This is a genomic window from Arthrobacter sp. TMT4-20, assembly GCF_054510775.1.
The window spans coordinates 30,495-57,097 of the sequence record NZ_JBTNDW010000011.1 but is presented as its reverse complement, the minus strand read 5'-3'; the positions used below and the strand labels follow the sequence as shown (position 1 = coordinate 57,097).

Sequence of the window (26,603 nt, the reverse complement as noted above, 5' to 3'; positions counted from 1 at the left end):
TAGGTTGGGCATGGTCCACCCTGGCTAGGAACCAGCCGTCCACTGCCAGTTCCTGACCTCCGGCAGATCCTCACCAGCCGTCCTGATGTACTGATGGTGCTGGATCAATTTGTCCTTCAGCTCTTCCCTGACATGGGAGGAAACGTCCCGGAGCCGGGGCACCCGGTCGATGACGTCGATGGCCAGATTGAACCGGTCAATCTGGTTCATCACGCACATGTCGAATGGCGTGGTCGTGGTGCCCTCTTCTTTGTAGCCGCGCACGTGGAAGTTGTTATGGTTCGTGTGGCGGTAGGTCAGCCGATGGATCAGCCAGGGGTAGCCGTGGTAGGCGAAGATGACAGGCTTATCCTGTGTGAATACGGCATCGAACTCCACGCTGGAGAGTCCGTGCGGATGGCTGCTCTGGTCCTGGAGCCGCATCAGGTCCACCACGTTGACCACCCTGATCCGCAGGTCAGGGAAGTGGTGTTGCAGGATCTCGACGGCGGCGAGGGTCTCCATCGTCGGCACATCCCCGGCGCAACCCATGACCACGTCGGGCTCCTGCCCTGCGTCGGAGCTCGCCCACTCCCAGATACCGACGCCCTTGATGCAGTGCTGGATTGCCGACTCCATGTCCAGATACTGCAGTTGAGGCTGCTTGCCTGCCACGATGATGTTCACGTACTGGCGGCTGCGCAGGCAGTGGTCGGCGACGGACAGCAGGGTGTTGGCGTCCGGTGGAAGGTACACGCGGATTACGTCGGCTTTCTTGTTGACCGCATGGTCGATGAAGCCGGGGTCCTGGTGCGAGAAACCGTTGTGGTCCTGACGCCAGACGTGGGACGTCAGCAGGTAATTCAACGAGGCGACGGGCCGGCGCCACGGGATGTCGTTGGTGGTGCTCAGCCATTTGGCGTGCTGGTTGAACATCGAATCGACCACGTGGATGAATGCTTCATAGCAGGAGAAGAAGCCGTGCCTGCCGGAGAGGAGATACCCTTCCAGCCAGCCCTGGCACGTGTGTTCGGACAGGATTTCCATCACCCTGCCGTCCGGCGCAAGATGGTCATCCCCGGGGACGACGTCGGCGTTCCAGGTCCTGTCCGTGGCTTCGAGCACGTTGTCCAACCGGTTGGAGTTGTTTTCGTCCGGGGCGAAGACCCTGAAGGACTCCATGTTGCCGGTCATGACGTCCCGGAGGAAAGTTCCGAGCACCCTCGTCGATTCGACGGCCCCGGTTCCCGGCGATCCGATGGAAACCGCGTAATCCCGGAAGTCTGGCATCTGCAGGTCCCGGAGCAGAATCCCCCCGTTGGCGTGGGGATTGGCGCTCATCCGTCGCGCGCCTTCCGGGTGAAGGCCGCGGATGGCGGGAACCGGCACGCCGTCGTCGTCGAACAGTTCCTCCGGCCGGTAGCTGCGCAGCCACTTCTCCAGGATCTCGCGGTGCGCCGGGTTTTCGCGGGCACCGCTGAAGGGCACCTGGTGTGCACGCCAGGTGCCTTCCACCTTGACGCCGTCGACGTCGGCGGGTCCGGTCCAGCCCTTCGGCGAGCGCAGCACGATCATGGGCCACAGCGGGCGCTCGGTTTCACCCTCGGTGCGTGCCCGGCTCTGAATGTCCCGGATCTCATCGAGGCAGGTATCCAGCACGCGGGCAAAGTCCTGGTGCATTTGTTCCGGGTCGGAGCCTTCCACGTAGTACGGGGTGTGGCCGTAGCCGCGCAGCAATCCGTCCAGTTCTGCATGGCTGATTCTGGCCAGAATCGTGGGGTTGGCAATCTTGTAGCCGTTCAGGTGCAGGATCGGCAGCACCGCCCCATCCCGTCGGGGATCGACGAACTTGTTGGAGTGCCAGCTGGCCGCGAGCGGGCCGGTCTCCGCTTCGCCGTCGCCGATGATCGCCGCGACCGTGAGGTCCGGGTTGTCGAATGCGGCTCCGTAGGCGTGGGACAGGGCGTAACCCAGCTCGCCGCCCTCGTGGATTGAGCCAGGGGTTTCCGGAGCCACGTGGCTGGGGATCCCGCCGGGGAAGGAGAACTGGTGGAAGAGGCGCCGCATCCCGGCCCCATCCCAGGAAATATCCGGGTATGTTTCGCTGTACGTCCCCTCAAGCCAGGCCGATCCGACAGCCGCAGGACCGCCGTGGCCTGGCCCCATGATGTAGATCATGTCCAGATCCCGGGCCATGATGGCCCGGTTCAGGTGCGCGTAAATGAAGTTCAACCCCGGGGTGGTCCCCCAGTGGCCGAGCAACCGGGGCTTGATGTGTTCGGGCTGCAGTGGCTCCCTCAGGAGCGGATTGTCCATCAGGTAGATCTGCCCCACCGAAAGATAGTTGGCTGCACGCCACCAGGCGTGGATGTTTGATAATTGGGCAGGATTCAGGACCGGCTGCTGGCTCATGAATTTAAGCCTGCGCCCCCGAATGGCACCTGATCCAGTGCCGAAAGACCCTTATCCGCTGGTAGTCCCTGAGACTACGGTGGGCAGATGGATACCAAGCACAAAGGTAAGAAGTCCCGGAAGTGGAGCGACCTCACCGCCCGGCAGCAGACGGTCACCCTGGTGATGGGTTCCATCCAGCTTTCACTCGCGGCCACCGCGTGGACTGACCTGGCCAAACGGCCAGCAGCTCAGGTGAACGGGCCCAAGCTGATGTGGACTGCGATCATCGCGATCAACTTCATCGGCCCGGTCCTCTACTTCCTCAAAGGGATCCGCCGCTAATTCCTGAACCCGATCAGCCCTCGCGAAAGAAGGCCCTCATGAGCATGCCCACCGTTAACGACGAGTTCTGGGACACCCCCGGCCTCTTGCGTGCGTCCGAGCAGCTGAACGCCGACGAATGCTGGGCGTTGATGGCGGGGCAGACAACCGGGCGGATCGGGTTCCTGCATGACGGGGTGGTCACCATTTTTCCGTTGAACTGCATCATTCATGACCGCGCCGTGTACTTTCGTACCGCCGAGGAGGGGGTCATTGCCACCAGTCAGCTGGAGCGGGCGGCATTCCAGCTGGACCACATTGATACCGTCACGCGCCGCGGCTGGACCATTCTGGTCAACGGCACTCTGGAACGCATCAACGATCCGGAGCTGCTGAAGACCCTTTGGGGCAGCCGGGCCGACGAGCCCTGGGCGCCCGGCCAACGGAACGTGTTCTTCGGCATCACCGCGCAAAAGGTTAGTGGGCGGCGGGTCCACCCGGCCCACTAGCTAGTCAGCGGTCCTCGCGGGGTCCAGCAACTGCGCCAGGTGGATGCCGCGGCGGTCGCTCAAGTCCTCCAGCTGGGTCCGGCAGGAATACCCGTCAGCCAGCACGACGGCGTCGTCCGCTGAGGCCCGGACGGCCGGGAGGAGCTGCTGTTCCGCCACAGCCACCGAGATCTCGTAGTGCCCCCGCTCCACACCGAAGTTCCCTGCCAGCCCGCAGCACCCGCCGAGTTTCTGAACCGTGGCACCGGCACCTTCAAGGAGCGCTGCGTCCGGGCTCCAGCCCATCACGGCATGGTGATGGCAGTGCGGCTGCGCAACAACAGTGGTTCCTTCCAATGACGGTGGGGTGTAGTCGGGGGTCTTCGCGAGGAACTCGGCGAGGGTGTGGGTGGCGGTGGCCACCCGGCCGGCCGCCGCCTGCCCGAGCAATTCGACGGCGTCGGACCTGAGCACGCCGGTGCAGGACGGTTCAAGACCCACGATCGGAATCCCCTGGTCCACCGACGCGCCAAGCACGGTGACACTTGACCGCAGGATCTTCCGGGCCGAGTCGAGCTGGCCGGTCGAAATCCAGGTGAGGCCGCAGCACACCGGTGCGTCGGGGATCCTGACCTGGTAGCCGGCGGCTTCCAGGACGCGTACCGCGGCCTGTCCCACTTCCGGGGAGAAGTTGTTGGTGAACGAATCCGCCCAGAGGAGCACCGGTGGCCGGTCACCAGACGGAGCGGCGGGACGCGCGTTGAACCAGGAGTGAAAGGTCTGCGGTGCGAACGCCGGGATGGACCGCCGCTGGTCGACGCCCGCCAGCCGGAGCCCCAGCTGGCGGGCACCAGGCAACCGGACCAGAGCGTTTACCAGGCGCGGGGCGAGTGAAGCCAGTTTCGCCCACCGGGGCAGCCAACCCAACGAGTAGTGCGAGGCCGGCCGGATCCGACCCTGGTAGCTCTGATGCAGCACCTCGGCCTTGTAGGCGGCCATGTCGATACCGGTGGGGCAGTCCGAGGCGCAGCCCTTGCAGGAGAGGCAGAGGTCCAGGGCGTCGTGCACCTCTGGCGCACGCCAGTTCGGTGCCCCGCCCTTGGCGCCACCCGTGACTGACCCGTTGATCATTTCCTGCAGCACCCGTGCCCGGCCGCGGGTGGAATCCTTTTCCTCACGCGTCGCGAGATATGACGGGCACATCACCGAACTGTTGTCCGCGTGCGACGCCCGGCATAGCCCCACCCCGGTGCAGCGGTGCACCGCCTGGCTGAAATCGCCGTCGTCGTGCAGGTAACCAAAACCGAGCCTCGACCGTAACGGCCCCGCTTCCGCCACCCGCACGTTCGCGTCGAGTGGCTCAGGGTTGACGAGGATCCCGGGGTTGAGGATGTTGTCCGGGTCGAGGATGCCCTTGACCTTCCCGAAGAGCGCGATGGCGGCGGGCGAATACATGTAGGGCAGGAGTTCGCTGCGGGCACGGCCGTCGCCGTGTTCCCCGGAGAGCGAGCCGCCGTAGCGGGCCACCAGCTTCGCCGCGTCGGTGAGGAACTCCCGGAACACCGTGGTGCCATGGTGTGCCAGCGGGAAGTCGAGACGGATGTGGACGCAGCCGTCGCCGAAGTGCCCGAACGGGAACCCGGTGAGGTGGTGGGTCAGCAGCAGTTCGTCGAATTCGCGGAGGTAATCACCCAGCCGTTCAGGCGGGACGGCCGCGTCTTCCCACCCGGCGTGGGCGGGGGCACCCGCCGGTGAGCGGCCGGCGAGTCCGCCGCCGTCCTCGCGGATCCGCCACAGCGCGAGCGCCTCCCGCGGGTCGGTGATGATGCGGGCATGTTTAGCCTGCGCAATGGCGCTGAGGCGACCCGCGCGGTCGGCGACGTCGACGGCGTCGTCCCCGGAGATTTCGACGAACAGCCATGCCGCGCCGCCGGGCAGTTCGGGCACCGCCTGCGGGCCCTTCCGGGTGCGAACCACGTCGACGATCCGCGAGTCCAGGCCCTCGCAGGCGGTGGGCTTGAAGGGTAGGACGCTGGTGACGGCGTCTCCGGCGTCGCCAATGGTCTCGAACCCGAGCACCACCATGGTCTTGTGCGGTGCGTCAGCGACCAGCCGCACTCCCGCTTCAAGCACGACGGCGAGCGTCCCTTCGCTGCCGACCAGCGCCCGGCGGAGATCGAACCCACGTTCCGGGAGCAGGTGTTCGAGGGAGTACCCGGAGACCTGCCGGCCGAAGCGGCCGAGTTCGGTTCTGATGGTGCCCAGTTCTGCGGCCACCAGCGAGCGCAGCGCGTCGGTCTCCGACGACGACGGCGTGCCCTGCGCGTCGAGATAAAGCCTGGCGCCGGACCCGGTAACCACGTCGAGGTGGGTCACGTTGTCGGCGGTGCGTCCGTAGGCGAGCGCGCGGGACCCGCAGGCGTTGTTGCCGATCATCCCGCCGACGGTGCAGCGGGTGTGGGTGGACGGGTCGGGGCCGAAGCGCAACCCGTTCGCTAGGGCCACCTTCTGGAGCGTGGCGTGGACGGCGCCGGGTTCGACGACGGCGGTGCGGGTTTCAGCGTCGAACTCCAGGACTCTATTGAGGTGGCGGCTGAAGTCGATGACCACTCCGGTGCCAATGGAGTTGCCAGCCAGGGATGTGCCGGCGCCGCGGGAGGTGAAGGGGATGCCGCGCTCCCGGCAGACCTCGAGCGTCGCGAGGACCTCGTCGAGGTGCCGAGGAAAGACCACCGCCGTCGGCTGCACCCGGTACAGGGACGCGTCGGACGAGTAGGTCGCCCGGGACGTTGCGTCGATCCGCACGTCGGAGACTCCCCTGGACTGAAGTTCAACGACCAGGGAGGTGGGTGCTGTGAGCGTCATTGCCATGAGTAACATGTTACTCATCATTCAGGGTCCCATGATTCATGGCGTAGAAGTTCTCACAGAGCCATTCCAGTCCGGATAGGTGAACGTCACGGAGCGTTTACGTGGCACGCCATGAGTGGAAACGCGGGCTCCGTATCGTCAGGGGAAGTAGAAACACCAACCCTGGAGGTCTCCGTGAGCATTGACGAAGCAGCACCGGCGGACCTGAGTGCTCGACCCGCCACGACCGCGCCAACACTCCTGCACCGGCCCGGCCGGTGGATCGACAACTGGGACGCCGAGGACACCACGCAGTGGAATACTGTGGGCAAGTCCATTGCCAAGCGCAACCTGCGGTGGTCCATCATGTGCGAATTCCTCGGGTTCGTGGTGTGGCAACTGTGGTCGATCGTTGTCGTGTACCTACCGGCAGCCGGTTTCACCCTCTCGACCTCGCAGATCTTCTGGTTGATCTCCATGCCGTCTCTCGTCGGGGCGACCCTCCGGATCCCCTATACCTTTATGGTGCCGCGATTTGGCGGCAGGAACTGGACGGTTATCTCCGCCCTGCTTCTCCTGATTCCCACCATCGGGTTGGCTGTCTGCGTCTCGAACCCGGACACGCCCTTCGGCGTGCTGCTCGCTGTCGCAGCACTGGCAGGGTTTGGTGGTGGTAACTTCGCCAGCTCGATGGCGAACATCACCTATTTCTACCCTGCCCGTGAAAAGGGCTGGGCACTCGGCCTGAACGCCGCCGGAGGAAACCTGGGTGCCGCCGTCGCACAGCTGGTGGTACCGATCGCCGTCGCGCTGGGCGCTGCCGCTACCCTGAACCTTCCGCTGGCCGGCTGGCTCTGGGTGCCGCTAATTCTCATCGCGGCCTTCTGCGCCTGGAAGTACATGGACAACCTATCCAACGCGAAAAGCGACATTGCGGGTTCCCTCGCGGCCCTTCGCGAACCGCACTTCTGGATCATGTCCCTGCTCTACATCGGCACCTTCGGATCCTTCATCGGGTTCGCTGGGGTGTTCCCGAAACTGATCATCGACTCGTTCCCCGCCTTTTCCACCCTCGCGATGGGACCGGTGACCCTCTCTCTGGCGTTCCTCGGACCGCTGGTTGGATCCCTCGCCCGGCCCTTCGGCGGCCGCCTCGCCGATCGTTTCGGCGGAGCACTGATCACCGTCGCAGCCTTCGCCGTCATGGCCGCGGTCGCCCTCACGGTTGTCTGGACTCTTCCGCTCGCCAACTTCTGGCTCTTCCTCGGCCTCTTCCTCGTCCTCTTCGCCGCTGCTGGAACCGGCAATGGCGCCACCTACCGGATGATCCCCATAATTTTCGCGGTGAGGGGAGCCGTGGCAGGACAGACAGACCTGCGCGAATCAGTCAGCACCGCGCGCAAATCCGCGGCAGCACTCGGCCTCATCTCGGCGATCGGCGCCTACGGAGGCTTCCTCATCCCGCAGGTCCTCAACGCATCGAAGGGTGCCTCCGGCAGTTACGACTTCGCCTTTTACGGTTTCGTCGGCGGGTATGTGCTGATGCTCGTCGTCACCTGGTTCTTCTACCTTCGCCGCTCCTCGACCCTCGGCAAGGTTTGACCACCATGGAGCAAACCGGCCCCGGACAGCAAACGCACTGCCCCTACTGCGCACTGCAATGCGCGATGACTGTCAGCGCGTCCACCGCCGGCGGTGGGGCTACGGTCGCCGGCCGCGATTTTCCCACCAACAGGGGCGGCCTGTGCCGGAAGGGCTGGTCGGCAGCCGACCTGCTCCGCCACCCGGATCGCCTGACCGCGCCACTGCTCCGCGGCAGCGACGGCGTCCTGCGGGAGGCCCCCTGGGATGACGTCCTGCAGCTCATCAGCAACCGCGTCCGCACCATCCAGGCTGCTCATGGACGGGACGCCGTCGCGGTGTTCGGCGGCGGAGGCCTCACCAACGAGAAGGCCTACACGCTCGGCAAGTTCGCCCGCCTCGCCCTGCGCACCTCCCGCATCGACTACAACGGTCGGTTCTGCATGTCGTCCGCTGCGGCAGCCGGGAACCGGGCGTTCGGCGTCGACCGCGGCCTCCCCTTCCCTCTCGAGGACCTCGACGCTGCCTCGGTGATCCTCCTCCTCGGTTCGAATGCAGCTGACACGATGCCGCCCTTTGTGCAGCACCTCCGCGGCGCCCGGGGTGCGGGCGGGCTCGTTGTCGTCGACCCCCGACGGTCCGCGACGGCCCGCCTCGCTGACCAGGGCAAGGGCATCCACCTGCAGCCCACCCCCGGCACTGACCTCGCCCTCCTCCTCGGACTCGCCCACGTGGTGGTCGCCGAGGGCCTGGAGGACCGCGCGTTCCTTGACGAACGGACCATTGGGTACGACGACGTCGCCCGCGGGCTCGCGCGCTGGTGGCCCGAGCGCGTTCAGAGCCTCACGGGCGTTCCTGCTGCGTCCATCCGGGCGACTGCACGGCTGCTGGCGCGCGGCGCACGCAGCGGAGCCGACGGCGGTCCGGGCGCCTACATTCTCACCGGCAGGGGCATCGAACAACACGCTGATGGCACGGACACCACGACGGCGGCCATCAACCTCGCCCTCCTCCTCGGGCTGCCTGGCACCTCCCACAGCGGCTACGGGACGCTGACCGGGCAGGGCAACGGCCAGGGCGGTCGCGAGCACGGCCAGAAAGCCGACCAGCTGCCCGGCTACCGGAAGATCACCGACCCGGCCGGCCGCGCCCACATCGCCAACGTGTGGGGAGTACCCGAGGAGGCGATCCCCGGGCCGGGACTTCCCGCCGTCGAACTCCTTGCTGCGCTGGGCCGCCCGGACGGCGTCAGGTGCCTCTTCGTGCACGGGGCAAACATTGCCGTCTCGGCGCCGAACGCGGCGACCGTCATCGACGGTCTGCGCTCACTGGACCTGCTCGTCGTTTCCGACTTTTTCCTGTCCGAGACCGCGGCGCTGGCCGACGTCGTCCTTCCGGTCCTGCAGTGGGCCGAGGAAGAGGGCACTATCACCAATCTTGAGGGCCGCGTCCTCCGCCGCAGGGCGGCCGTGGCACCTCCGGAAAGTGCCCGCAGTGAGCTCTGGATCATGCAGGAACTCGCGCGGCTCCTGGAGGCCCCTTCGCTGTTCAGTGAGAACCCCGAGACGATGTTCAACGAGCTCGCCCGTGCCAGCGCCGGTGGTCTGGCCGACTACTCAGGGCTTGACTACGATCTGCTCGACGGCGGGACAGCTGCCTACTGGCCCTACCCGATGGGGGGCACCGGCACGCCCCGGCTCTTCCTCGACGCATTCGCGCATCCGGGCGGCCGCGCCGCTCTGGTCCGGGTCGCCCCGCAGGCCGCAACGACCGGCTCCAATGTTCCCGCGCCGCTGCTCCTCGCGACCGGACGCCTCCTTGAGCACTACCAGTCCGGCACCCAGACGCGGCGGGTGTCCGAGTTGCTGTCGGCGCAGCCCGAGCCGCGGCTGCAACTTCATCCCGTCACGGCTGATGGCCTCGGCATTGCCCAGGATGATCGTGTGGTCGTCACGAGTGAGAACGGCGAAGCCCACGCTCTGGCCGATCTGACGGCCGACATCCGGCAGGACACAGTGTTCCTCGCGTTCCACTACGCGGAGGCAGGCAGCGCGAACCGACTCACGGCCAGCGCGACCGACCCCATCTCCGGCATGCCGGAATTCAAGACAACCCCGGTACGAGTAGCGGCTCTGTCCGCCCACCCGTCCCGGTCATTGGCAGACAAGCTGGAGGTCAACGCATGAGTAACCCTGAGTCCGGTGCTCCGGAGCGGATTGTCATCGTGGGTTTCGGCCCGGTCGCGGCCCGGCTCGTTGAACATCTTGAGCCTCTCGTTGCCGCTGGAAAGGTCGCCGTAACGATCATCGGCCAGGAGAAGGAGGCCGCCTACAACCGGGTGCTCGTCGCCGATGTGGCCGTCGGCCGTAGCCGTGAGGCAGCCATCGGGTTGGCCGACCCGGCGGCGTTGATGGCCCTGGGCATCGATGTTCGTCTCGACACCCGGGTAGCTCAGGTGGACCGCCCCGCCCGGCAGGTACTGCTCGACGACGGAGAGGTGATCACCTATCACCGGCTGGTTTTCGCGACCGGTTCGCGCCCCATCCTGCCGTGCCTCGAGGGCATTGACGACGGCGGATCACAGGCGTTACCCGCAGGGGTCGGTTTCCTGCGCGACCTCGACGATGCCCGCGCCGTGGCAACCGCTCTGGCCTCCCGGGAACGCATCGTGGTGCTGGGCGGCGGTATCCTCGGCATTGAGGCGGCGATTGCCGCCGCCGAGGAGGGCGGCCGGGTCACCCTCGTGCATCATGGCCGCTCCCCGATGGAACGGCTTCTGGGTGAGGGGGCTTTGGTTCTCGCGGCGGCGCTGCGTAACGCAGGCATCGCCGTCGTCGCCGGCACCTCGACCGGGGTACACCTCGCGGACGGCCGATTCGCTGGCCTGGACCTCGCGGACGGGACGAGGATCGACGGTGGCAGACTAGTCCTCGCGTGTGGTGTGCGGCCGCGGACCGAACTCGCCGAGGAGTGTGGCCTCGACGTCGCCGATGGCGTGCTGGTCGATCACACGCTGCGCGCGGTCAATGCGGAGGGCATCTGGGCGATCGGGGATTGCGCCGAGGTGCGCTGCCGGGACAGTTCCTGCCCCGCCTGCACGGAGGACACCGCCCCACAGGGGCTGATCGGTCCCGGCTGGCAGCAGGCGGACTACCTCGGCATGGCGTGGGCTGCTGAATTCGCTGGTGTTCCAGCCTCCGTTGTCGGGCTTCCCGAGCGACGCGACGCCGTCCTGGTGTTGAAGGCCCGCGGCGTGGACGCCGTGACGGCGGGCGAGACGGACGCGGATCCCTGGGCCGTTCAGCCGGGGCTGGCCGTGGCCGTCTGGGCAGACCCGGGGCACGGACGCTACGTGAAAATGGTTACCCGCGACGGTGTCCTGACGGGTCTGGTCTGCGTGGGGATGCCACGGACCGGCGCGGAACTGGTCCTGCTTTTTGAACGCGGTAGTGAGCTCCCGGCCGACCGCTCCAGCCTGCTGCGGCTCGACAGCGCCGAGGGAGTTGTGGCGGCGATTCCTTCCGGACCCGACGCGACACTCTGCCGTTGTGCGGGGGTCACCCGGGGCGCGGTGGCGGATTCAGTGGTGAACGGCTGCACGTCTGTCCCCGATGTCTCGGCCAGCACCAGGGCGGGAACGGGATGCGGGGGATGCCACGAAGACATCAAGGCCGTGATCGAGCAGCACTTCGCCGTGGCGGTCTAGATGTGTAACCGGTACCCGCGTTTGACCACTGTTTCGATCAGGGCAGGATCGGGCAGGGATTTCCGCAGGCGGTTCACATTCATGTCCAGTGCGTGGCTGGCGCCGGTTCGGGCCAGGAGTTCCACCAGGGCGTCACGGCCGAGGACAGCACCTCGCGCGGAAACGAGGGCCTTGAAGAGGACGAGTTGCGCCGGGGCGAGGTCCACCTCCACCTCATCCACCCGGACGGCCCGGCCCCGCACCTCGACGCACCCGGACGAGGTGCTCAGCTGTTCCACGTAATTTTCCGAAAGGTGGTCGCAGACCAGGCGGATCAGTGCACCCATCCGGAAGCGTTCCGGCACGAGCGGCTCAATTCCCGCCTCGATCAGCGGCTGCGCGGTGACCGGTCCCACGGCGGCAGTCAGGACGGTGGTGCGAAATCGCTGCACCAGTTCCGCCTGAAGGCCCTGCTCCGCGGCCGTGCTGAACAAGGCGTCAACGGCCGGCGCGCTGGTGAAGGTTACACAATCCAGCTGGCCGGTGCAGATCGCCTCAATCAGGCGGGGCAACCGTTCGGAGCCCTCGGGTTTAACCCAGCGATAGGGCGTGACCGTCAGCAGGGTAGCGCCGGCGGCCTGCAGCCGGTCCAGCTGATGGGCGTCGGCATACGCGTGCAGTTGAACGCCAATGGTCAGTCCCGAGAGATCCTGCTCCAGCAACTGGTCGACGAGGGTCGCCGTGGTCTCATCGGAACTGATGCCCTCGTCATCCAGCCCCGCTGCGCGCACCGCTCCCCTGGCTTTGGGCCCGCGGACGTAGATACGGCCATCCCCCAGCACCTCAAGGAGGTCGTCGCCCAGCCCGGCGGCGTCCGCGGCCTCGAACCAGCGGCGCATCCCGTAGGCGGTTGTGATGATGAACAGGTCGGGGCGCGCGGCCACCATGGCTGCGGTGTCCGTCAGTAACGCCAAATCCTCAGCGATCGGAGCGATCTTCAGCGCCGGGGCATGGAACACCGTAGCGCCGCGTCGTTCGAGGGCATCGATGAGGTCACCCGAACGGCGGTCGGAGGTCACCCCGATGCGGAAGCCCGCGAGTTGTTTGCTGGCTCCATCCATGCGGATCGCCCCGGTCACGATGCCAGGGATTCGGTCAGGTGCGCCAGGTGGGCGGCGCCGCCCTGCAGTTCGAGTCCGACACGCACCACCTCACCGATCACAAGGACTGCGGGTGACTGGCACCGGCTGACGCCAGCGGCCGTGACGATCGTCGAGAGGGTACCCGCCGTCGTCCGCTGGGATGGGCTATACCCGCGTTCGACGACGGCTACCGGCATGTCCTGCCGCATTCCGGCCCGGCCGAGTCCGGCCACCAGCTGCGGAAGCGTCGAGACCCCCATGAGGACCACAATCGTGCCGCCCAGCCCCGCGAGATGCTCATGTTCCTCATCAGTCAAGGGAGCGTGCCCGGACACCACAGTGAACAGGTGACTGACCCCGCGATGTGTGACCGGGATGCCCGCGGCGGCGGGCACCGAAATCGCCGAGCTCACGCCGGGGATCACCCGGCAGAGAATCTGCGCCTCAAGGCAGGCCGCCAGCTCTTCGCTGCCGCGCCCAAACACGAAAGGGTCGCCGCCCTTTAACCGGACCACGTGCCGTCCCGCACGGGCACGACTGACGAGGAGGTCGTTGATCTCGGTCTGCGGCACCCGGTGATGACCTGGCAGTTTCCCGACGTCGAGCAGTTCCGCGGCCGGAGCAAACTCGGCGAGGGCCTCGGCGGGAGCCAGCCGGTCGTACAGCACCACGTCGGCCTCCCGGAGGGCTGCCGCGGCGTCGAGCGTCAACAGCCCCAACGCGCCGGGTCCACCACCGATCAAAGTCACATGGCCGGTATCCGACGGTGCTGCCTCCCGGGTGAGGAGCGCGCCAGCGCTGCGGCACCGCCCCCGGAGTGCATCGCCGCAAGGGTTCGGGCCAGCGGTGGGCGCCGCGGCTGCGGGCGCCCCTTCCATGACAACGACGAGTGCAACACCGTCGAGCACGGGTGCTGTGCAGTCGCCAGGATTGGGATACCGCTCGACGACGGCACCCGCGGACCGGTACCGCGCGAGGGCCCGGCGGGCGGCCCGCTCACTTCCGATGACCACCACGCGGCGTCCAGACAGATCAATATCGAGATGCACGGCTCAGCCCTCCACGGTTTCTGCTGCGGCGCGGACGGGGATCTCCGCCCCGAGGTTGACGCGTCCTGCGCCGGCCTCAATCTCTGCCGGGGTGGCCGGGCGCCGCTGGCCGCGCTCCTCGACGAGGACGATCGACTGGTCTGCGGCGTCCGGCGCGTTGACGAAGGACCTGAAACGCCGGAGCCGGTCAGGGTTGTTAAGCGTCGCCGCCCACTCGTCTTCGTAGTGCTCCACATGGCGGGCCATCGCGGTTTCGAGGTCGGCGGCGATGCCGAGGGAATCGTTGATGACGACGTCGCGCACGTGCTCGAGACCGCCGTCGAGATCGTCCATCCAGAGGGCAGTCCGCTGCATGCGGTCCGCGGTGCGAATGTAATACATGAGGTAACGGTCGATGTACTGGATCAACGTTGCGTCGTCAAGGTCCTGGGCGAGCAATTGGGCGTGGGCGGGCTGGAAGCCGCCGTTGCCGCCGACGTAGAGGTTCCACCCCTGGTCGGTCGCAATGACACCCACGTCCTTGCCGCGGGCTTCGGCGCACTCGCGGGCGCACCCGGAGACCCCCATCTTGAACTTGTGCGGCGCCCGCAGCCCGCGGTACCGGAGTTCGAGGTTGATCGCCATGGCCACCGAGTCCTGCACCCCGAACCGGCACCAGGTGGACCCGACGCAGGACTTCACGTTCCGCAGGGCCTTGCCGTAGGCCTGCCCGGACTCGAACCCCGCCTCCACGAGAATCTTCCAGATCTCCGGTAGCTGCTCCAGCCGGGCCCCAAACAGGTCGATCCGCAGGGCGCCGGTGAGCTTGACGTACAGACCGAACTGCTCGGCGACCTGCGCGATGACGGCGAGCTTTTGCGGCGTGATTTCTCCGCCGGGAATCCGCGGCACCACCGAGTAGGTGCCATTACGCTGCATGTTGGCGAGTGCACGGTCGTTGGTGTCCTGGAGGGTGCCGCGGCCGCCGTCGAGCACGTACTCCCCGCGCTGTGTGGCGAGGATGGAACCGATGGCCGGTTTGCAGATGTCGCAGCCGTGCCCGGTTTTCGCCTCCTCGGTCGCCCCAAAGCGGAGGATGATGTCCTGGAAAGACGCCAGATCAAGAGCCTGGATGGCTTCGAACAGCTCGGGCCGCGACATCGCGAAATGTTCGCAGATGCCCTTCGAAACGGTACGGCCCGCCTTGGTGAGCTCGGCGTCGAGCAGCTTTTTGAGCATTGGCACGCAGGAGCCGCACTGGGTTCCTGCACGGGAACACGCTTTGAGTGAGGGCATGTCCAGCGCTGGGTCGGTCGCCTCACCGTTGGCGTCCAGTCCGTGCACCGCTGAGCGGCACGCCCCTGCGGTGATGTTGTTGCAGGAGCAGAGGACGACGTCGTCGGGCAGCTCCGACGGTGGGGCGTCGCCCGTGCCGGCCGAGGAAAGATAGGCGCCCGGCTCGGCGGGGAGTTCGCGGCCAAGCAGCGGCCGAAGCGCCGAATAAGGCGCTGCGTCCCCAACAAAAATGCCGCCGAGCAGGGTCCGGGCATCGTCGGTGACCACCAGCTTCTGGTAGAGACCCCGGGCAGGGTCGGCGTAAACAATTTCGAGGCTGCCTTCCGACTCCGCGAGCGCGTCCCCGAAACTCGCGACCTCGACGCCGGAGAGCTTCAGCTTGGTGGCGGTGTCGAAACCGGGGAAGGTGGACAGCCCGCCCAGGATGCCGTCCGCGCAGACTTCGGCCATCGCGTTCGCTGGCGCGACCAGCCCCATGCTGACCCCCTCGTAGCTCGCCACCTCACCGATCGCCCAGACTCCAGGCCGGGCCGTCTTGCAGGCGTCGCTGATGACGATTCCGCCGCGGGGTGCCACGTCGAGGCCGGCCTCCCGAGCAAGCTCATCACGGGGCCGGATGCCGACTGAGAAAACCACGAGATCGGCGGGGAGGGCGGTGCCGTCGCTCAGGGTCACGCCGGTGACGCGACCGTCGTCGGTGGTGATGCCGGTCGGCGCGCCACCGCAGTTGATCCCCAACCCCTTTCCCGCGATGAGGCGACCGAGCGCCTGGCCCCCGCCCTGATCGAGTTGCGCGTTCATCAGCCACCCCGCCCTGTTGACGACGGTCGACTCAGCGCCGAGTTGCTGGAGGCCTCCCGCAGCTTCAAGGCCGAGAAGGCCGCCGCCAATGACGACGGCGCGCGGCGCCCTCCCGAGATCGGCGGCGAGCCGTGCCGTCTCCGAGCGGAGCCAGTGCATGTCATCGACCGTGCGGTACACCGCTGCGTGCTCGCCGCCCGGCAGAGGCAGCCGGACGGCTTCCGATCCGGTGGCGAGGACAACGTCGTCGTAGGGGTAGCGCGTGCCGGAGGCACCCATCACGCTTTGGGCGTCAAGGTCCAGGTGGATGGCGCGCTCGCCGGTGACGAGGTCGATGGCGGGTTCACGCCACATGATGGACTCGCCGAGGCTGAGGTCGACGTCGTCGATCAGTCGCCGGCTCAGCGCCACCCGGTCATACGGAGCATGGGCCTCCTCCGTCAGGACAGTGAGGTGCAGGCCGTCAGTGCCACGTCGCCAGAGCGCTTCGACGAAGCGGTGCGCCGCTGGCCCACCGCCGATGACGACAATGCGCCGCTCCTGCGGTGTGGTGGCATCCTCAGCGGGCCGGGATGATCGGGTCTCGCTCATGTGGTGCCTCCCGTCAGGACCAGGCGGTCCCGTCTTTCGCTCCACAGTATGAGGGGGGAGTGTCGCTTATGTGTCGTGAATGTATCGCAACGTTAACAATCGACTCACGGAGCGGCCGCCGACCTGTGAGGTGGTCGTTACGCGGGCGCAACGAACCCGGGACGTGGGCGACATGTCCGCAGCCTAGCGTTGTCCCCAGTGCACCATCCGCGATCGAGGAGAACGTCATGACCGAGCTCATCCTGCACCGTCCCGCCATCTCGGAGGCCGCCGTCGAGCTGGCCTGGGAACAGGTCTGCCGTCTCGACGACCTTGAGGAATGCTGGGGGGAGGCGGCGCTGGTCGGAACGGTCCAGGTTGCCCTGTTCCGGCTGCCTGGTGACCGGCTCCACGCCGTCGGAAATATCGATCCACGAACTGGCGCAGCCGTGATGGCCCGCGGCATCATAGGGTCTCGCGGTGCCGCACCGACGGTCGCCTCGCCTCTTCACAAGGAGGTGTACGACCTGGCCACCGGTGCCTCGATCTCCGGCGGCCAGGGGCTCAGGACGTATCCGGTGCGGTGCGTCGATGGGGTGGTGGAACTTTTCATCGAGGTCGGGTTTCGCGCCTGAGCGGGCGGTAAGAGTTCAATCAGTGCTTCAATGGCTGGCATGACTTCGCATCTGACGGACGTGGGCGCACCGGTCCTCATCGCCTGCGCGCACGGCACGGACAACGCCCAGGGGCGCCGCGAGATCAACGCGGTCCGGGCCGCGATCTCTGCACTGCGTCCTGAGCTTGACGTTCTTGAGGCCTACGTCGACGTGCAGGATCCCGACCTGGTGGACGTAGTCGCCGCGCTTCCACCGAACCGTCCCGCGGTGATCGTGCCGTTGCTGCTGTCGGTCGGCTATCACGTGAAGGTGGACATTGCCCGGGCGGCGGCGAGCCGACCGGGGACCGTATCGGCGCTTCCGCTCGGCCCGGATCCACGCCTGGCGCGGGTGCTGCAGCAGCGATTGGTGGAAGCCGGTGTGGCCGAGGGCGACGACGTCGTCTTGTCCGCAGCAGGCTCCTCCGATGCCTGCGCTGCCGAGGACGTCGCCGAAGTTCAGGCGAGCCTCGCGGAACTCAGGACCGGCCCGGTGCGCCCCGGGTTCGGCGCGAAAGCCTCGCCCTCCGTGCCTGACGCCGTCGCGGCCTTCCGCGAAGGCACTCCCTCTTCGCCGGTTGCGCTGGCGTCCTACCTCCTCGCGCCCGGGTTCTTCCATGACCAGCTCGCGAAGGCCGGGGCCGACGTCGTCAGCGCTCCCCTGCTCCCGAGCCCCGCGATCGCTGAGATCGCGCTATCGCGGTACGACGACGCCGTCGCCCGCCTGCTGAGTGGGTCGCGGCCGGACGCCGGCCCGTGCCTCCGCCCGTGTCGGGCGCGCGTGGCGACGTGTGTCAGGAGCGGGCTGGCACAACCGGTCTGACGCTGCCGGTCTGAAGCGGCCGTCTGACGGAGCCCGCGCGGTATTCCTCGTGCTGTCTGCCCGGCCCTTTTGACGGGGACCATTGTGCGTCGAGGCTCGTGAACCTAGCGTGGGGTGTATGAAGTACATCCGCCGCGTACTGTCTCAACTTTTCATCCTCTCGCTGATCCCCCTTGTCCTAGGCTCTGTTCCGATTCACCTGGCTATCCTCATTCCCTTTCTGGTGGCAGTCCTCTACGGGGTCACCGAACTCTTCGCCCACCGACGGCGGAAGGCCGACGAGGCGTTCATCGGCCAGTTCAGCCCCAACCCAACCCTGGCTCACGCCTACCGGGAGGACCTCTAGCCGCGTCTTTGCCCGGCACGCTCGGCCTTCGGCGTGCGCAAACGCCGTCGCGCATTACCCTTGGAGTCATGTCACCCGCCGTCGACGACGCCCACGTCCCCGCCGCCCGGCCGCCGTCCCTGACCGAGCGGACCATTGAGGCCGTGCGGGAGGGGATCCGGAACGGCAGCTTCGTCCCCGGTGAGCTGTATTCCGTCTACCGGTTGGCGGATGAGTTGGGCGTCTCCCGCAGCCCGGTCCGCGATGCGCTGCTCCGGTTGGCGGAAACCGGGATGGTGGCCTTCGAACGCAACCGTGGTTTCCGCGTGGTGCTGCCGGGAGCGCGGGAGCTGACCGAGATCATCGCCGTCCGGCTTGCCCTGGAGGTCCCCGCAGCGGAGCGGGCGGCGGTCCGCGCCACCGACGCCGACCGCTCCGCGTTGCATGACGAACACTCGGCAATGCAGGCGGCTGTCCTCGCGGGCGACGAATCCGCGTTCATGCTGCATGATCAGCGGCTGCATGGGTTGCTGCTGGATCTCGCCGGCAATGCCCACGCCGCCCGGATTATCGAGAACCTTCGCGACGCCACCCGGCTGGTTGGCGCTTCCACGATCAAGAAATCCCGTTCCCTGGAGGATGTCTACCGGGAGCACCGGCCCATTCTGGACGCCATCGACGACGGCGACCCCGTGGCCGCAGGTTCCGCGATGCGCCGCCACCTTGAATCCACCGGAAGGCTCCTGCTGCGGGAGGCACCCGATGGCAGCGGCACCTCTCTCTGGGCGGACCTGATCGAACCAGTGGCCGACGAGCGCGGCGGGTAGCCCGGTGACGGAGGTGGAAGAGAACCGCCCCCGGGGTGGGCTTGCCGCAATGTGTATCACTCAGACCACGAGTTGGGGGCTGTTGTACTACTCACTGCCCGTGGCAGTGGTACCCATCGCTCGGGACACCGGGTGGAGTGCTGCGGCGATCACCGCCGCCTTCTCCGCCGGTCTGATCGTTTCAGCGGTGGTGGGGATCTGGGTGGGTCGGTTGCTGGATCAGACGGGGCCACGGCGCCTGATGGTGACCGGCAGTCTGATCGGCGTCGCGTCGTTGCTGCTGGTAGCGGCAGCCCCTAATCTGCCGGCGTTTGTCGCCGCTTGGCTGGTGGCGGGTCTGGCGCAGGCCGCAGTGTTTTATCAACCGGCGTTCGTGGTTTTGACCCGCTGGTATGGACCGGCCCGAGTGAAAGCCTTGACCACGCTGACACTCGTCGCCGGGTTCGCGTCCCCCATCTATGCCCCCCTGACGGCGCTGCTGATCGAGAGCATCGGCTGGCGGTCCGCCTTTCTAGCGCTCGCGGGTGTCCTGGCGGTGGTCACCCTCCCGCTCCACTGGTTCTTCCTTAATGCCCATTGGTCGGCGCCGACGCCGGCACAGTCACGGCAGGCGGTCACCCAAAACGTCCGTACGACAACCCGCAGCCGCCGGTTCATCATGCTGCAGGTGGCGGTTGCCGCGGCGACCCTCGCCCTATTCGCGGTGACCTTCAACCTGATTCCCCTACTGCTGGAGCGGGGTTTTGATTACCGAACCGCGGTACTCGCCTTCAGCCTGATCGGCGTGGGCCAGGTCATCGGTCGACTGTTCTTCGCTGTGCTGCCTGGCCGGTCCAACCCGGTGCGGCGGGCTGTGCTCCTGTTGGCGGCGGGGGCTACCTGCCTCTGGTTGCTGGGGTTGCTGCCCGGTCCGGCGTTCGTCCTCATCGGGGTTACAGTCCTGACCGGCGCGGTCCGCGGGTGTATCACCCTGCTGCAAGCGACAGCCGTCGCGGACCGGTGGGGCACGTCGAACTTCGGGGCGGTGCAGGGAGTGTTTGTCGCGCCGGTGACGGCGGTGGGCGCCTTGGCCCCGGCGGCGGGCCCCCTGTTGGCGGGAATCCTGGGCGGATACCCGGCCATGGCGGTGGCCATGGCCGGGGTGGCGACGCTGGGAGTCCTGGCAGCCGCTCGGTCCTGACAAGCCCTCTCAGCGGGTGTCCCGAAGTCTGTGAACTGACATCCGGTTGCAGGCATCACAGTCCGTTGGACTTTACGGCCCAGCCAGCCACCGGCGCGATCCGCCGAGGTCTCCGAGAAGGACAAACAGCCGTGAGCGAGTATGCCAATAAGTTCGAGCTCAGCGAGTGATGACCTTCGGCGCCGAGACGGCTTTCAAACCCTCCCGCCCAAATTCCATGCCGTAACCGGAGCCCTTGACCCCACCGAAGGGGACAATCGGGTTCAACGTGCCGTGCTGATTGATCCAAACAGTCCCGGCGTCGAGGCGGGCGGCGACGGACATGGCCTCATCCGGATCGTCGGTCCAGACCGAAGCCCCGAGTCCTTGGTCCAACGCATTAGCGCGGGCAATGGCGTCATCGACATCGGTGTAGCGGATCACGGGAATGACCGGCCCGAACTGCTCCTCGTCCACAAGCGGTGCACCATCTTCGATGTCGGCGACAACCGTGGCGCGGTAGAAGTGCGGCCCGATCTCGGGTGCCGCCTCCCCTCCCGCCACGATGCGGGCTCCACGGTCGCGAGCGTCATCGACCAGCCGGGACACCACATCAAACTGTTGCGAGGTGGAAAGTGGGCCGAGAGCACTGTTCTCGTCGAGTCCGGGCCCCATTGGCGTGCTGTTGGCCAGAGCCGCAAGCGCATCGATCACGGCCTCGTACTGGGAGTCGTGCACATACAGGCGCTTGAGAGCGGCGCACGTCTGGCCGGTGTTGATGAAGATGCCCCAGAAGAGGTTCTGTGCAATCGAATCGATATCGGTGCCCGGGAGAATAATTCCAGCATCATTCCCGCCCAGCTCGAGGGTGAGCCGCGCGAGATTGTCAGCGGAGCTGCGGATGATTGCTCTGCCGGTGGCAGTGGATCCCGTGAACATGATCTTGTCGAGACCGGGGTGGCCAGCGATCGCTTCGCCCACGTCCCGTCCTCCTGACACAACGGTGAGCACTCCCTCGGGTAAATGCCGGTTCATGAGGGCCGCGACCGCCAGCACACTGAGCGGCGTATATTCGCTGGGCTTCGACACGACGGTGTTTCCCATCCGGAGGGAGGGAGCTATCTGCCAAATAGCGATGAGGGCCGGCCAGTTCCAGGGTCCGATTGCCCCGACAACACCAAGCGGTCCGTAATGGAGCTCTGATCTCGAGCCCTCAGCCTCGAAAAGTACCTCCGGTTCAAGTACGGTGTCGGCGGCGGAACGCACCCATGCCGCGCAGCCCCCTGCCTCGAATCTCGCGCCTGGACCATTGAGCGGCTTGCCCTGTTCCTGCGAGATTATCCGCGCAAGCTCCTCGGCATGAGCCTCGATTTCGTCTGCCGCGCGGTGCATGATCAGCACCCGCTCTGCCTGCGATAAAGCCGCCCACGCGGGCTGAGCCGCTCTAGCCGCCGCGATCGCACGATCGAGGTCAGCAGTGTCGTGAATGGGTGCGTAACCCATGGTCTTGCCGGTGGCTGCGTCGGGGATGGCTCGCCCCGACTGCGGATCGACGGTGATCTCATCCAGCAGCGTCGCTGTCTGTGTTTCAGTCATTGAGTTCCTCCTGTGGTCTCTCGATCAGTCAACCCCGCGCAGGATTCGCGCTCTCGGGTTTGTGCGCACAGACCATGTCCGGAAGCGCAGAGATGCCCTAAGCCATCGCCGCATTCTGTGCGGCCGAGTCAACCACTTGCTCGAAGCTCGCCAGTCGGTCCCCCTCGACCTCCCAGAGGTGCACAAAGCGCGCCCGCATAGAAATACCTGTAGCTACAGAGGTACCGGCATACCAACCTGTACAAAGAACCCGATCCCCGGACGGAAAGAATTCAAGTTCCTGGAGTTCGAAGCCCGCCCAATCGGCGCCGATACGCGTGAATACATTCGCCATGATGGCTTCCGGCCCAATGAAGGTGCCCGCATAGGCAGACCCTGCGGCCTCGGTCCACTTCGTCGATTCGCTGATGGCGGCAAATGCCCGATCGAAATCGCCTTCCCGTGCGGCCACATAGTGATTGCGGACTATATCGAGTGGGGCCATTAGTGTCTTTCCTTCCTTCTGCTCATCCCGATACTGCTGTGCCGAGAAGGAGCTGGCGGTGTTGGCGTGGGCTGCGATCGAACGTCGCCTTGAAAAGTTTGCTGAAGTGACTCGGATCGCCGAAACCCCAAGACTGCGCGACCTGAATTATTGAACGCGATGCGAGCGCCGGATCCTCCAGATCAAGCCGGCAGCGCTCAAGGCGTCGGCCTCGGACGTAACTCGAAACGGTGGCCCCCTCCTCGTGAAATAGGTATTGGAGTTGCCGCGGTGAGATGAAGTGAGCGCGGGCGATCGAGTCGGTGTTCATCTCCGGATCGTCAAGGTGGGCGTCGATGTATTGGGCGACTGCGTCGATGGAAACGAGTCCTGGGTCGCGCCGTGTGTTCGTCTGTAGCTCAGCCGAGAGTAGTGCGGTGACGAGGTCGAACGCACTGCGCATTATGCGGGCCCCACCGACGCCCTCTAGTTGGTCGAGGTTCTCAGCGATATGCTGCATGAAAGGGCAGATAACCCGCCCGATACCCGTGTCGCCGCGGAGCCGGACAGCGGTCATCGTATGCATCAAGTTAGCGGAGAGCCCCAGCATGCTGTGTGGGAACATCATCACGAGAGAGCGCATACGCCCGTCGTACTCAAGTGTGTAGGGGCGAGTCGTGTCATAAATGGCGACGTCGCCGGGCTGGAGGTGCGCGCTCCGCCCGTCCTGCATCACCAGACCGGTACCTTCGAGCTGCATGCTGAGCTTCAGGTGATGTGGATCGCCGTCGTTGATTGACCGCGCCAGCCGCTTGACGCTGTGAGACGAGGCCTCGATATCGGTGACGCACGTGCCATCAACATAGCGAGTCCGGAGAGTGCCCGAGAATCCCTGAGGGTCGACCGTGCTGAGAGCCAATGGAACGAAGCGGTTGCCCACCAGACGAATCCACTCGTCGAAACACACTCCCTCGTGATTTTCCATCGACTGTGACGGATCAGATAGGCTCATCGGCTGCCTCCTTGCAGTGAGTCGCAACGTTGCGTGCGCACCATGATAGCCCCCAACCTCACCTTTCGTGACCCGCGACGCCTTGGCCCCGATCGTGAGGCCTGTTGGTACGTCAGCCGTGCGCGAAAAACAGATATCCATGCGCCGCTGGTCCAGATATTCGGGCGTCACCGCCGCACACTTATCTGTATTAGGGCCAACGAGCCGTCCCCGCAGATCAGTACGACTCCCTCTCAATCCTGGCCCCCGGAAAGGACCAACCATGATTAAGGACGACCCTCTGTTCGAGGCTGGAATCGCGCAACGCCGGCACATGTTCGGTCCTGCGGGGGCTGAGGGACAGGTGGACAACACCACGGACCTCGACGACAAGCTTCAGGACTTCGTCACCCGCTACTGCTTCGGTGACATCTGGCAGCGGTCCGGCCTCAGCATGGCCGACCGCAGCAAGATCACCCTTGCCATACTTATCGCGACAGGCAAGCCGCATGAAATCCGGGTCCACCTCCGCGGCGCGGTCGCCAACGGCGTCACGCCCATCGAGCTTCGTGAACTTGTCGTTCACTCCATCCTCTACTGCGGCATTCCCGCTGCCGTCGAGGGGATGCGCGCTCTGACTGAGATCCTGGCTGAACAAGGCATTGAGCTTTCACTGGACGGTGAGGCGGCTGCCCCGGCCGCCGGGAAGGTCAGCTGATGTCTGCAACCGCCAACCCCGTCGTCGGCTTCATCGGACTTGGCACCATGGGCCATCCCATGGTCAGCAATATCGCCAGAAATGGCTTCGACACCATCGTCTACGACGTCGACCCGGCCGCTACCCGCCGAGTGGCAGAGGAATTGGGTGTTGAAGGCGCGGAGAGCGTCGCTGGCCTGGCACGCTGCGATGTCATTGTGCTGATGTTGCCGACGAGCGCGATCGTCCGTTCCGTGCTCGTCGGCCCGGGCGGAAAGGCCAATCCTGCGCTCCGTTCCGGCACCGTAGTCGTCGATATGAGTTCATCGGACCCGGTCGAAACGGTCGAGACCGGGCGAATCCTTGCCCTGGCGGGGCTACCCATGGTGGATGCGCCGGTCTCCGGCGCCCGCGAGCGCGCCATCGCCGGCACCTTGGCCATCATGCTCGGAGCGGATGACGATGCGGCAGCGGAACGAGCGGTTCCGGTGATAGACGCGATGAGTCAGCGGATTTTCCGGACCGGCAAGCTCGGCACCGGTCACGCAATGAAGGCGTTGAACAACTTCGTCGCCGCTGCAGCATATACGGCATCGAGCGAGGCGCTGGTAGCGGGCGAGCGCTTCGGTCTCGACCGGTCCACGATGGTGGAGATCCTCAACGCGTCCACAGGACAGAGCTTCGTGACCACTCATGTCCTGCAGGCAAACATCGTCGACGGCGCCTTCGCCTCCGGCTTCGCACTTCCGCTGATGACCAAGGACGTGCGGATCGCCCGCTCGTTGCAGCAGGCTGTAGGCCACGACGCTCCCGTGTGCGACGCGGTAACCGAAGCCCTGGGCGACGCACTCGAGAATCTCGGCAACGTTGATCACACTGTCGCCTACAAGTTCTGGGAGCAGCGATGACCCTTGAACCGAATAGCGGCGGCCTTCCGCCGGTCGAGCGGGCGATCGTCGGCGCGGCCCGTGTGTTGGCCATCCTGGCGGCGGGCGCGGTCGTCGTCGTCATGTTATCGACGGCGCTTAACGTCGTCGTCCGGTTCACCACTCGCAGCACGCTGCCCGGCACACTCGAGTTGGCCCAGTCCTGTCTCGTCATTGCCGTGTTCTTCGGAATCGCCTGGGCAGGAGTGACCGGCGACCACGTAGCCGTCCGGTTGTTGTCTGACCGGTTCGGACGGGGCGTCAACCGGGTCCTCGACATTGTGGTTTGGGCTCTCGCCTCGGTTTTCATGGCCTGGATTACCTACGCCTCATTCGAACGGGCGGTTGATGCCACCGACCGTGGCGAGACCTCCTTCGGCCTCATTGAGTGGCCCGGCTGGCCCTGGCGCTGGTTCCTACTCGCGGGCCTGAGCGCCTACCTCCTTATTACCGTCGTCAACCTCATCAGGGCAGTCGCCGCGCGGATCCCCTTCGGCGAAGACGCCAACGACCAGCCAGCGGCAGTGCCCCCTTCAGCAGAAGGACAGGTACGTTCATGACCGTCGCCACCGTTGTAGTGCTTGTCATTCTGGTGCTACTCGCGCTCCTCGCCATCAAAATGCCGATCGCTTTGGCACTCGGGATCTCGGGGGCACTGGGGCTCACGTTGCTCAAAGGCACGGGGTATGCCACCGATGTACTGGGATCGTCACCGTTCTCCATGACCTACAGTTTCAGCCTCACGATTGTGCCGATGTTCATCCTGATGGGCTTGTTCGCCGTCCGCGCACGGCTCGCCGAGTATGTTTTCGCCGTCGCCAATCACGTGGTTGGTCGAGCCCCAGGCGGTCTCGGTGTCGCTACAGTGATGGCATGCGCGGGGTTCGCTGCAGTCTCGGGCTCCAGCATCGGAACGGCGGCGACCATGTCGAAGCTGTCCGTGTCGGAGATGCGTGCCCACGGCTATCCGGCAAGCACAGCGACGGCACTCGTGGCCGTGGCGGGGACGCTGGGAGTCATGATTCCGCCAAGCACTTTCCTAGTGCTCTACGCGATCATGACCAACACCTCGGTCGCACAGGTGCTCGCCGCGGGGGTGCTTCCCGGTCTGCTCTCCGCAGCCGCCTACATCACTTACATCATGACCGCCGGCGCACGCAAGATCGGGCGTTCAACCGATTCGGACGATCTAGGCAACGCAGTGGCGCGAGTCAGACTCGACGCTGCGGTCGCGGCTCGCCAGGAGGCTCAAGGCAGTCGGGGCCGTGGAGGAATCACCACCGCGCAGCTCACGACGGAAGGCGCTGCGGCGCCAACCCGCTTACGCGACTTGCCTTGGCGAGGGGTCGCCTACATCGCAATTCTGTTCACTATCGTCCTCGGCGGCATGTATTCGGGGGTTTTCACCTCCACCGAATCGGCTGCAGTCGGCGCTCTGGCCTCGGTTGTGATTCTCATCGTGGAGAACCGTCGCGAAGGTGCCCGTGTTGTACTCAGCCAGATCAAGGGCGCATTGCTGGATACCGGCGCGACCACCTCAATGGTCTTCTTCATCGTCGTCGGCTCGTCCATCCTGTCAGCGTTCTTCATTGCGGCCCGAGTCCCCGAGACGGTCACCAACTGGGTATCGGGGCTCGGGCTAGCGCCCATGCTCGCAATGGCGTTGCTCCTGCTCTGCCTGATTCCGCTCGGAATGGTGCTGGAGTCGCTGTCAATCCTTGTCATCACCGTGCCGATCCTCTATCCGATCGCCATCGAGCTGGGATTTGAATCCGTGTGGCTCGGCATCATGATCGTCAAGTTGATCGAGATCGGCATGGTGACACCGCCTGTCGGCATCAATGCCTTCGTGGTCGCCGGTGCCACCGGAGTCAAGACCGAGACGGTATTCAAGGGCATTTTGCCGCTGTTCATCGTCGACCTCGGGGTTACCACGGTCCTCTTCCTTTTCCCCCAGATTGCTCTCTTCCTACCCTCCCTGGTCGCGCCCACCGCCGGGTGACGAC

The 26,603-nt window shown here is 65.9% G+C and carries 22 protein-coding genes; 14 read left to right on the top strand and 8 right to left on the bottom strand.

Annotated elements, in window-relative coordinates; genetic code table 11:
* Window positions 1-24: 24 nt before the first annotated feature.
* Complete coding sequence (locus ACX80Z_RS11805) at window positions 25-2,391, bottom strand: phosphoketolase family protein (protein WP_035747026.1); 2,367 nt, start codon at window positions 2,389-2,391, stop codon at window positions 25-27.
* Between the two features lie 87 nt (window positions 2,392-2,478).
* On the opposite strand from ACX80Z_RS11805, the gene ACX80Z_RS11800 reads away from it, so the two are divergent.
* Both ACX80Z_RS11800 and ACX80Z_RS11795 read left to right on the top strand, forming a co-directional pair.
* A complete protein-coding gene (locus ACX80Z_RS11800; RefSeq protein WP_019484147.1) occupies window positions 2,479-2,715 on the top strand; it encodes a PLDc N-terminal domain-containing protein in 237 nt (78 codons plus the stop codon).
* 38 nt (window positions 2,716-2,753) lie between these two features.
* On the top strand, window positions 2,754-3,203 hold the full coding sequence (locus tag ACX80Z_RS11795) for a pyridoxamine 5'-phosphate oxidase family protein (protein WP_459316003.1): 450 nt from the start codon (window positions 2,754-2,756) through the stop codon (window positions 3,201-3,203).
* Here ACX80Z_RS11795 and ACX80Z_RS11790 read toward each other — a convergent pair whose 3' ends face one another.
* On the bottom strand, window positions 3,204-6,053 hold the full coding sequence (locus ACX80Z_RS11790; protein WP_459316002.1) for an FAD-binding and (Fe-S)-binding domain-containing protein: 2,850 nt from the start codon (window positions 6,051-6,053) through the stop codon (window positions 3,204-3,206).
* Window positions 6,054-6,227: 174 nt separating this feature from the next.
* Here ACX80Z_RS11790 and ACX80Z_RS11785 point away from each other — a divergent pair, with 174 nt between their 5' ends.
* The 3 genes from ACX80Z_RS11785 to ACX80Z_RS11775 are packed head-to-tail and all read left to right on the top strand — an operon-like array spanning window position 6,228 to window position 11,319.
* Window positions 6,228-7,634, top strand: a complete 1,407-nt coding sequence (locus tag ACX80Z_RS11785; protein WP_459316001.1) for an MFS transporter — start codon at window positions 6,228-6,230, stop codon at window positions 7,632-7,634.
* A gap of 5 nt (window positions 7,635-7,639) precedes the next feature.
* Window positions 7,640-9,799, top strand: coding sequence for a molybdopterin oxidoreductase family protein (locus ACX80Z_RS11780; protein WP_459316000.1), 2,160 nt, complete (start codon window positions 7,640-7,642; stop codon window positions 9,797-9,799).
* The gene (locus ACX80Z_RS11775) at window positions 9,796-11,319 is read left to right on the top strand and encodes an FAD-dependent oxidoreductase (RefSeq protein WP_459315999.1); all 1,524 of its coding nucleotides are present in this window, start codon (window positions 9,796-9,798) and stop codon (window positions 11,317-11,319) included. Before ACX80Z_RS11780 ends, ACX80Z_RS11775 begins: the two co-directional genes overlap by 4 nt.
* Here the strand turns inward: ACX80Z_RS11775 and ACX80Z_RS11770 are convergent.
* Genes ACX80Z_RS11770 through nirB form a run of 3 tightly spaced genes read right to left on the bottom strand, consistent with a single transcriptional unit; the run spans window position 11,316 to window position 16,156 of the window.
* On the bottom strand, window positions 11,316-12,419 hold the full coding sequence (locus ACX80Z_RS11770; RefSeq protein ID WP_083850981.1) for a uroporphyrinogen-III synthase: 1,104 nt from the start codon (window positions 12,417-12,419) through the stop codon (window positions 11,316-11,318). The genes ACX80Z_RS11775 and ACX80Z_RS11770 overlap by 4 nt on opposite strands.
* Window positions 12,420-12,433: 14 nt before the next feature.
* A complete protein-coding gene (gene cobA / locus ACX80Z_RS11765) occupies window positions 12,434-13,489 on the bottom strand; it encodes a uroporphyrinogen-III C-methyltransferase (protein WP_459315998.1) in 1,056 nt (351 codons plus the stop codon).
* 3 nt (window positions 13,490-13,492) lie between these two features.
* Window positions 13,493-16,156: a nitrite reductase large subunit NirB gene (gene nirB / locus ACX80Z_RS11760; protein ID WP_459315997.1), complete on the bottom strand. Its 2,664-nt coding sequence runs from the start codon at window positions 16,154-16,156 to the stop codon at window positions 13,493-13,495.
* Between the two features lie 227 nt (window positions 16,157-16,383).
* Between nirB and nirD the strand changes: the two genes are divergently transcribed.
* The 5 genes from nirD to ACX80Z_RS11735 all read left to right on the top strand — a co-directional run bounded on the left by nirD (window position 16,384) and on the right by ACX80Z_RS11735 (window position 19,945).
* Entirely contained in the window at window positions 16,384-16,770 is a 387-nt protein-coding gene (nirD, locus tag ACX80Z_RS11755) for a nitrite reductase small subunit NirD (protein ID WP_019484140.1), read from the top strand.
* 30 nt (window positions 16,771-16,800) lie between these two features.
* Window positions 16,801-17,613, top strand: coding sequence for a sirohydrochlorin chelatase (locus ACX80Z_RS11750; protein ID WP_459315996.1), 813 nt, complete (start codon window positions 16,801-16,803; stop codon window positions 17,611-17,613).
* 118 nt (window positions 17,614-17,731) lie between these two features.
* Window positions 17,732-17,959, top strand: coding sequence for a hypothetical protein (locus ACX80Z_RS11745; RefSeq protein ID WP_459315995.1), 228 nt, complete (start codon window positions 17,732-17,734; stop codon window positions 17,957-17,959).
* 68 nt (window positions 17,960-18,027) lie between these two features.
* A complete protein-coding gene (locus ACX80Z_RS11740) occupies window positions 18,028-18,765 on the top strand; it encodes a GntR family transcriptional regulator (RefSeq protein ID WP_019484138.1) in 738 nt (245 codons plus the stop codon).
* 49 nt (window positions 18,766-18,814) lie between these two features.
* Window positions 18,815-19,945, top strand: a complete 1,131-nt coding sequence (locus ACX80Z_RS11735) for an MFS transporter (RefSeq protein ID WP_459315994.1) — start codon at window positions 18,815-18,817, stop codon at window positions 19,943-19,945.
* Between the two features lie 159 nt (window positions 19,946-20,104).
* Here the strand turns inward: ACX80Z_RS11735 and ACX80Z_RS11730 are convergent, their stop codons facing one another.
* The 3 genes from ACX80Z_RS11730 to ACX80Z_RS11720 all read right to left on the bottom strand — a co-directional run bounded on the left by ACX80Z_RS11730 (window position 20,105) and on the right by ACX80Z_RS11720 (window position 22,995).
* Entirely contained in the window at window positions 20,105-21,520 is a 1,416-nt protein-coding gene (locus ACX80Z_RS11730; RefSeq protein ID WP_459315993.1) for an aldehyde dehydrogenase family protein, read from the bottom strand.
* A 97-nt stretch (window positions 21,521-21,617) separates the two neighbouring features.
* Window positions 21,618-22,004, bottom strand: coding sequence for a nuclear transport factor 2 family protein (locus tag ACX80Z_RS11725; protein WP_459315992.1), 387 nt, complete (start codon window positions 22,002-22,004; stop codon window positions 21,618-21,620).
* Between the two features lie 22 nt (window positions 22,005-22,026).
* Window positions 22,027-22,995, bottom strand: coding sequence for an AraC-like ligand-binding domain-containing protein (locus ACX80Z_RS11720; protein WP_459315991.1), 969 nt, complete (start codon window positions 22,993-22,995; stop codon window positions 22,027-22,029).
* Window positions 22,996-23,257: 262 nt separating this feature from the next.
* On the opposite strand from ACX80Z_RS11720, the gene ACX80Z_RS11715 reads away from it, so the two are divergent.
* Genes ACX80Z_RS11715 through ACX80Z_RS11700 form a run of 4 tightly spaced genes read left to right on the top strand, consistent with a single transcriptional unit; the run spans window position 23,258 to window position 26,599 of the window.
* Entirely contained in the window at window positions 23,258-23,692 is a 435-nt protein-coding gene (locus ACX80Z_RS11715; RefSeq protein ID WP_459315990.1) for a carboxymuconolactone decarboxylase family protein, read from the top strand.
* A complete protein-coding gene (locus tag ACX80Z_RS11710) occupies window positions 23,692-24,579 on the top strand; it encodes an NAD(P)-dependent oxidoreductase (protein WP_459315989.1) in 888 nt (295 codons plus the stop codon). The genes ACX80Z_RS11715 and ACX80Z_RS11710 overlap by 1 nt, the downstream gene beginning before the upstream one ends.
* Entirely contained in the window at window positions 24,576-25,157 is a 582-nt protein-coding gene (locus tag ACX80Z_RS11705) for a TRAP transporter small permease (protein WP_459315988.1), read from the top strand. The genes ACX80Z_RS11710 and ACX80Z_RS11705 overlap by 4 nt, the downstream gene beginning before the upstream one ends.
* Complete coding sequence (locus ACX80Z_RS11700) at window positions 25,154-26,599, top strand: TRAP transporter large permease (RefSeq protein ID WP_459315987.1); 1,446 nt, start codon at window positions 25,154-25,156, stop codon at window positions 26,597-26,599. The genes ACX80Z_RS11705 and ACX80Z_RS11700 overlap by 4 nt, the downstream gene beginning before the upstream one ends.
* Window positions 26,600-26,603 lie beyond the last annotated feature (4 nt).

Bases quoted from the DNA above. Each gene is read 5' to 3' on its own strand.
- nirB (WP_459315997.1), bottom strand. From the start codon at position 16,156: ATGAGCGAGACCCGATCATCCCGGCCCGCTGAGGATGCCACCACACCG.
- ACX80Z_RS11800 (WP_019484147.1), top strand. From the start codon at position 2,479: ATGGATACCAAGCACAAAGGTAAGAAGTCCCGGAAGTGGAGCGACCTC.
- ACX80Z_RS11735 (WP_459315994.1), top strand. From the start codon at position 18,815: ATGTGTATCACTCAGACCACGAGTTGGGGGCTGTTGTACTACTCACTG.
- ACX80Z_RS11790 (WP_459316002.1), bottom strand. From the start codon at position 6,053: ATGGCAATGACGCTCACAGCACCCACCTCCCTGGTCGTTGAACTTCAG.
- ACX80Z_RS11720 (WP_459315991.1), bottom strand. From the start codon at position 22,995: ATGAGCCTATCTGATCCGTCACAGTCGATGGAAAATCACGAGGGAGTG.
- ACX80Z_RS11710 (WP_459315989.1), top strand. From the start codon at position 23,692: ATGTCTGCAACCGCCAACCCCGTCGTCGGCTTCATCGGACTTGGCACC.
- ACX80Z_RS11730 (WP_459315993.1), bottom strand. From the start codon at position 21,520: ATGACTGAAACACAGACAGCGACGCTGCTGGATGAGATCACCGTCGAT.
- ACX80Z_RS11775 (WP_459315999.1), top strand. From the start codon at position 9,796: ATGAGTAACCCTGAGTCCGGTGCTCCGGAGCGGATTGTCATCGTGGGT.
- ACX80Z_RS11770 (WP_083850981.1), bottom strand. From the start codon at position 12,419: ATGGATGGAGCCAGCAAACAACTCGCGGGCTTCCGCATCGGGGTGACC.
- nirD (WP_019484140.1), top strand. From the start codon at position 16,384: ATGACCGAGCTCATCCTGCACCGTCCCGCCATCTCGGAGGCCGCCGTC.
- ACX80Z_RS11745 (WP_459315995.1), top strand. From the start codon at position 17,732: ATGAAGTACATCCGCCGCGTACTGTCTCAACTTTTCATCCTCTCGCTG.
- ACX80Z_RS11750 (WP_459315996.1), top strand. From the start codon at position 16,801: ATGGCTGGCATGACTTCGCATCTGACGGACGTGGGCGCACCGGTCCTC.
- ACX80Z_RS11705 (WP_459315988.1), top strand. From the start codon at position 24,576: ATGACCCTTGAACCGAATAGCGGCGGCCTTCCGCCGGTCGAGCGGGCG.
- ACX80Z_RS11805 (WP_035747026.1), bottom strand. From the start codon at position 2,391: ATGAGCCAGCAGCCGGTCCTGAATCCTGCCCAATTATCAAACATCCAC.
- ACX80Z_RS11780 (WP_459316000.1), top strand. From the start codon at position 7,640: ATGGAGCAAACCGGCCCCGGACAGCAAACGCACTGCCCCTACTGCGCA.
- ACX80Z_RS11700 (WP_459315987.1), top strand. From the start codon at position 25,154: ATGACCGTCGCCACCGTTGTAGTGCTTGTCATTCTGGTGCTACTCGCG.
- ACX80Z_RS11740 (WP_019484138.1), top strand. From the start codon at position 18,028: ATGTCACCCGCCGTCGACGACGCCCACGTCCCCGCCGCCCGGCCGCCG.
- ACX80Z_RS11725 (WP_459315992.1), bottom strand. From the start codon at position 22,004: ATGGCCCCACTCGATATAGTCCGCAATCACTATGTGGCCGCACGGGAA.
- ACX80Z_RS11715 (WP_459315990.1), top strand. From the start codon at position 23,258: ATGATTAAGGACGACCCTCTGTTCGAGGCTGGAATCGCGCAACGCCGG.
- ACX80Z_RS11795 (WP_459316003.1), top strand. From the start codon at position 2,754: ATGAGCATGCCCACCGTTAACGACGAGTTCTGGGACACCCCCGGCCTC.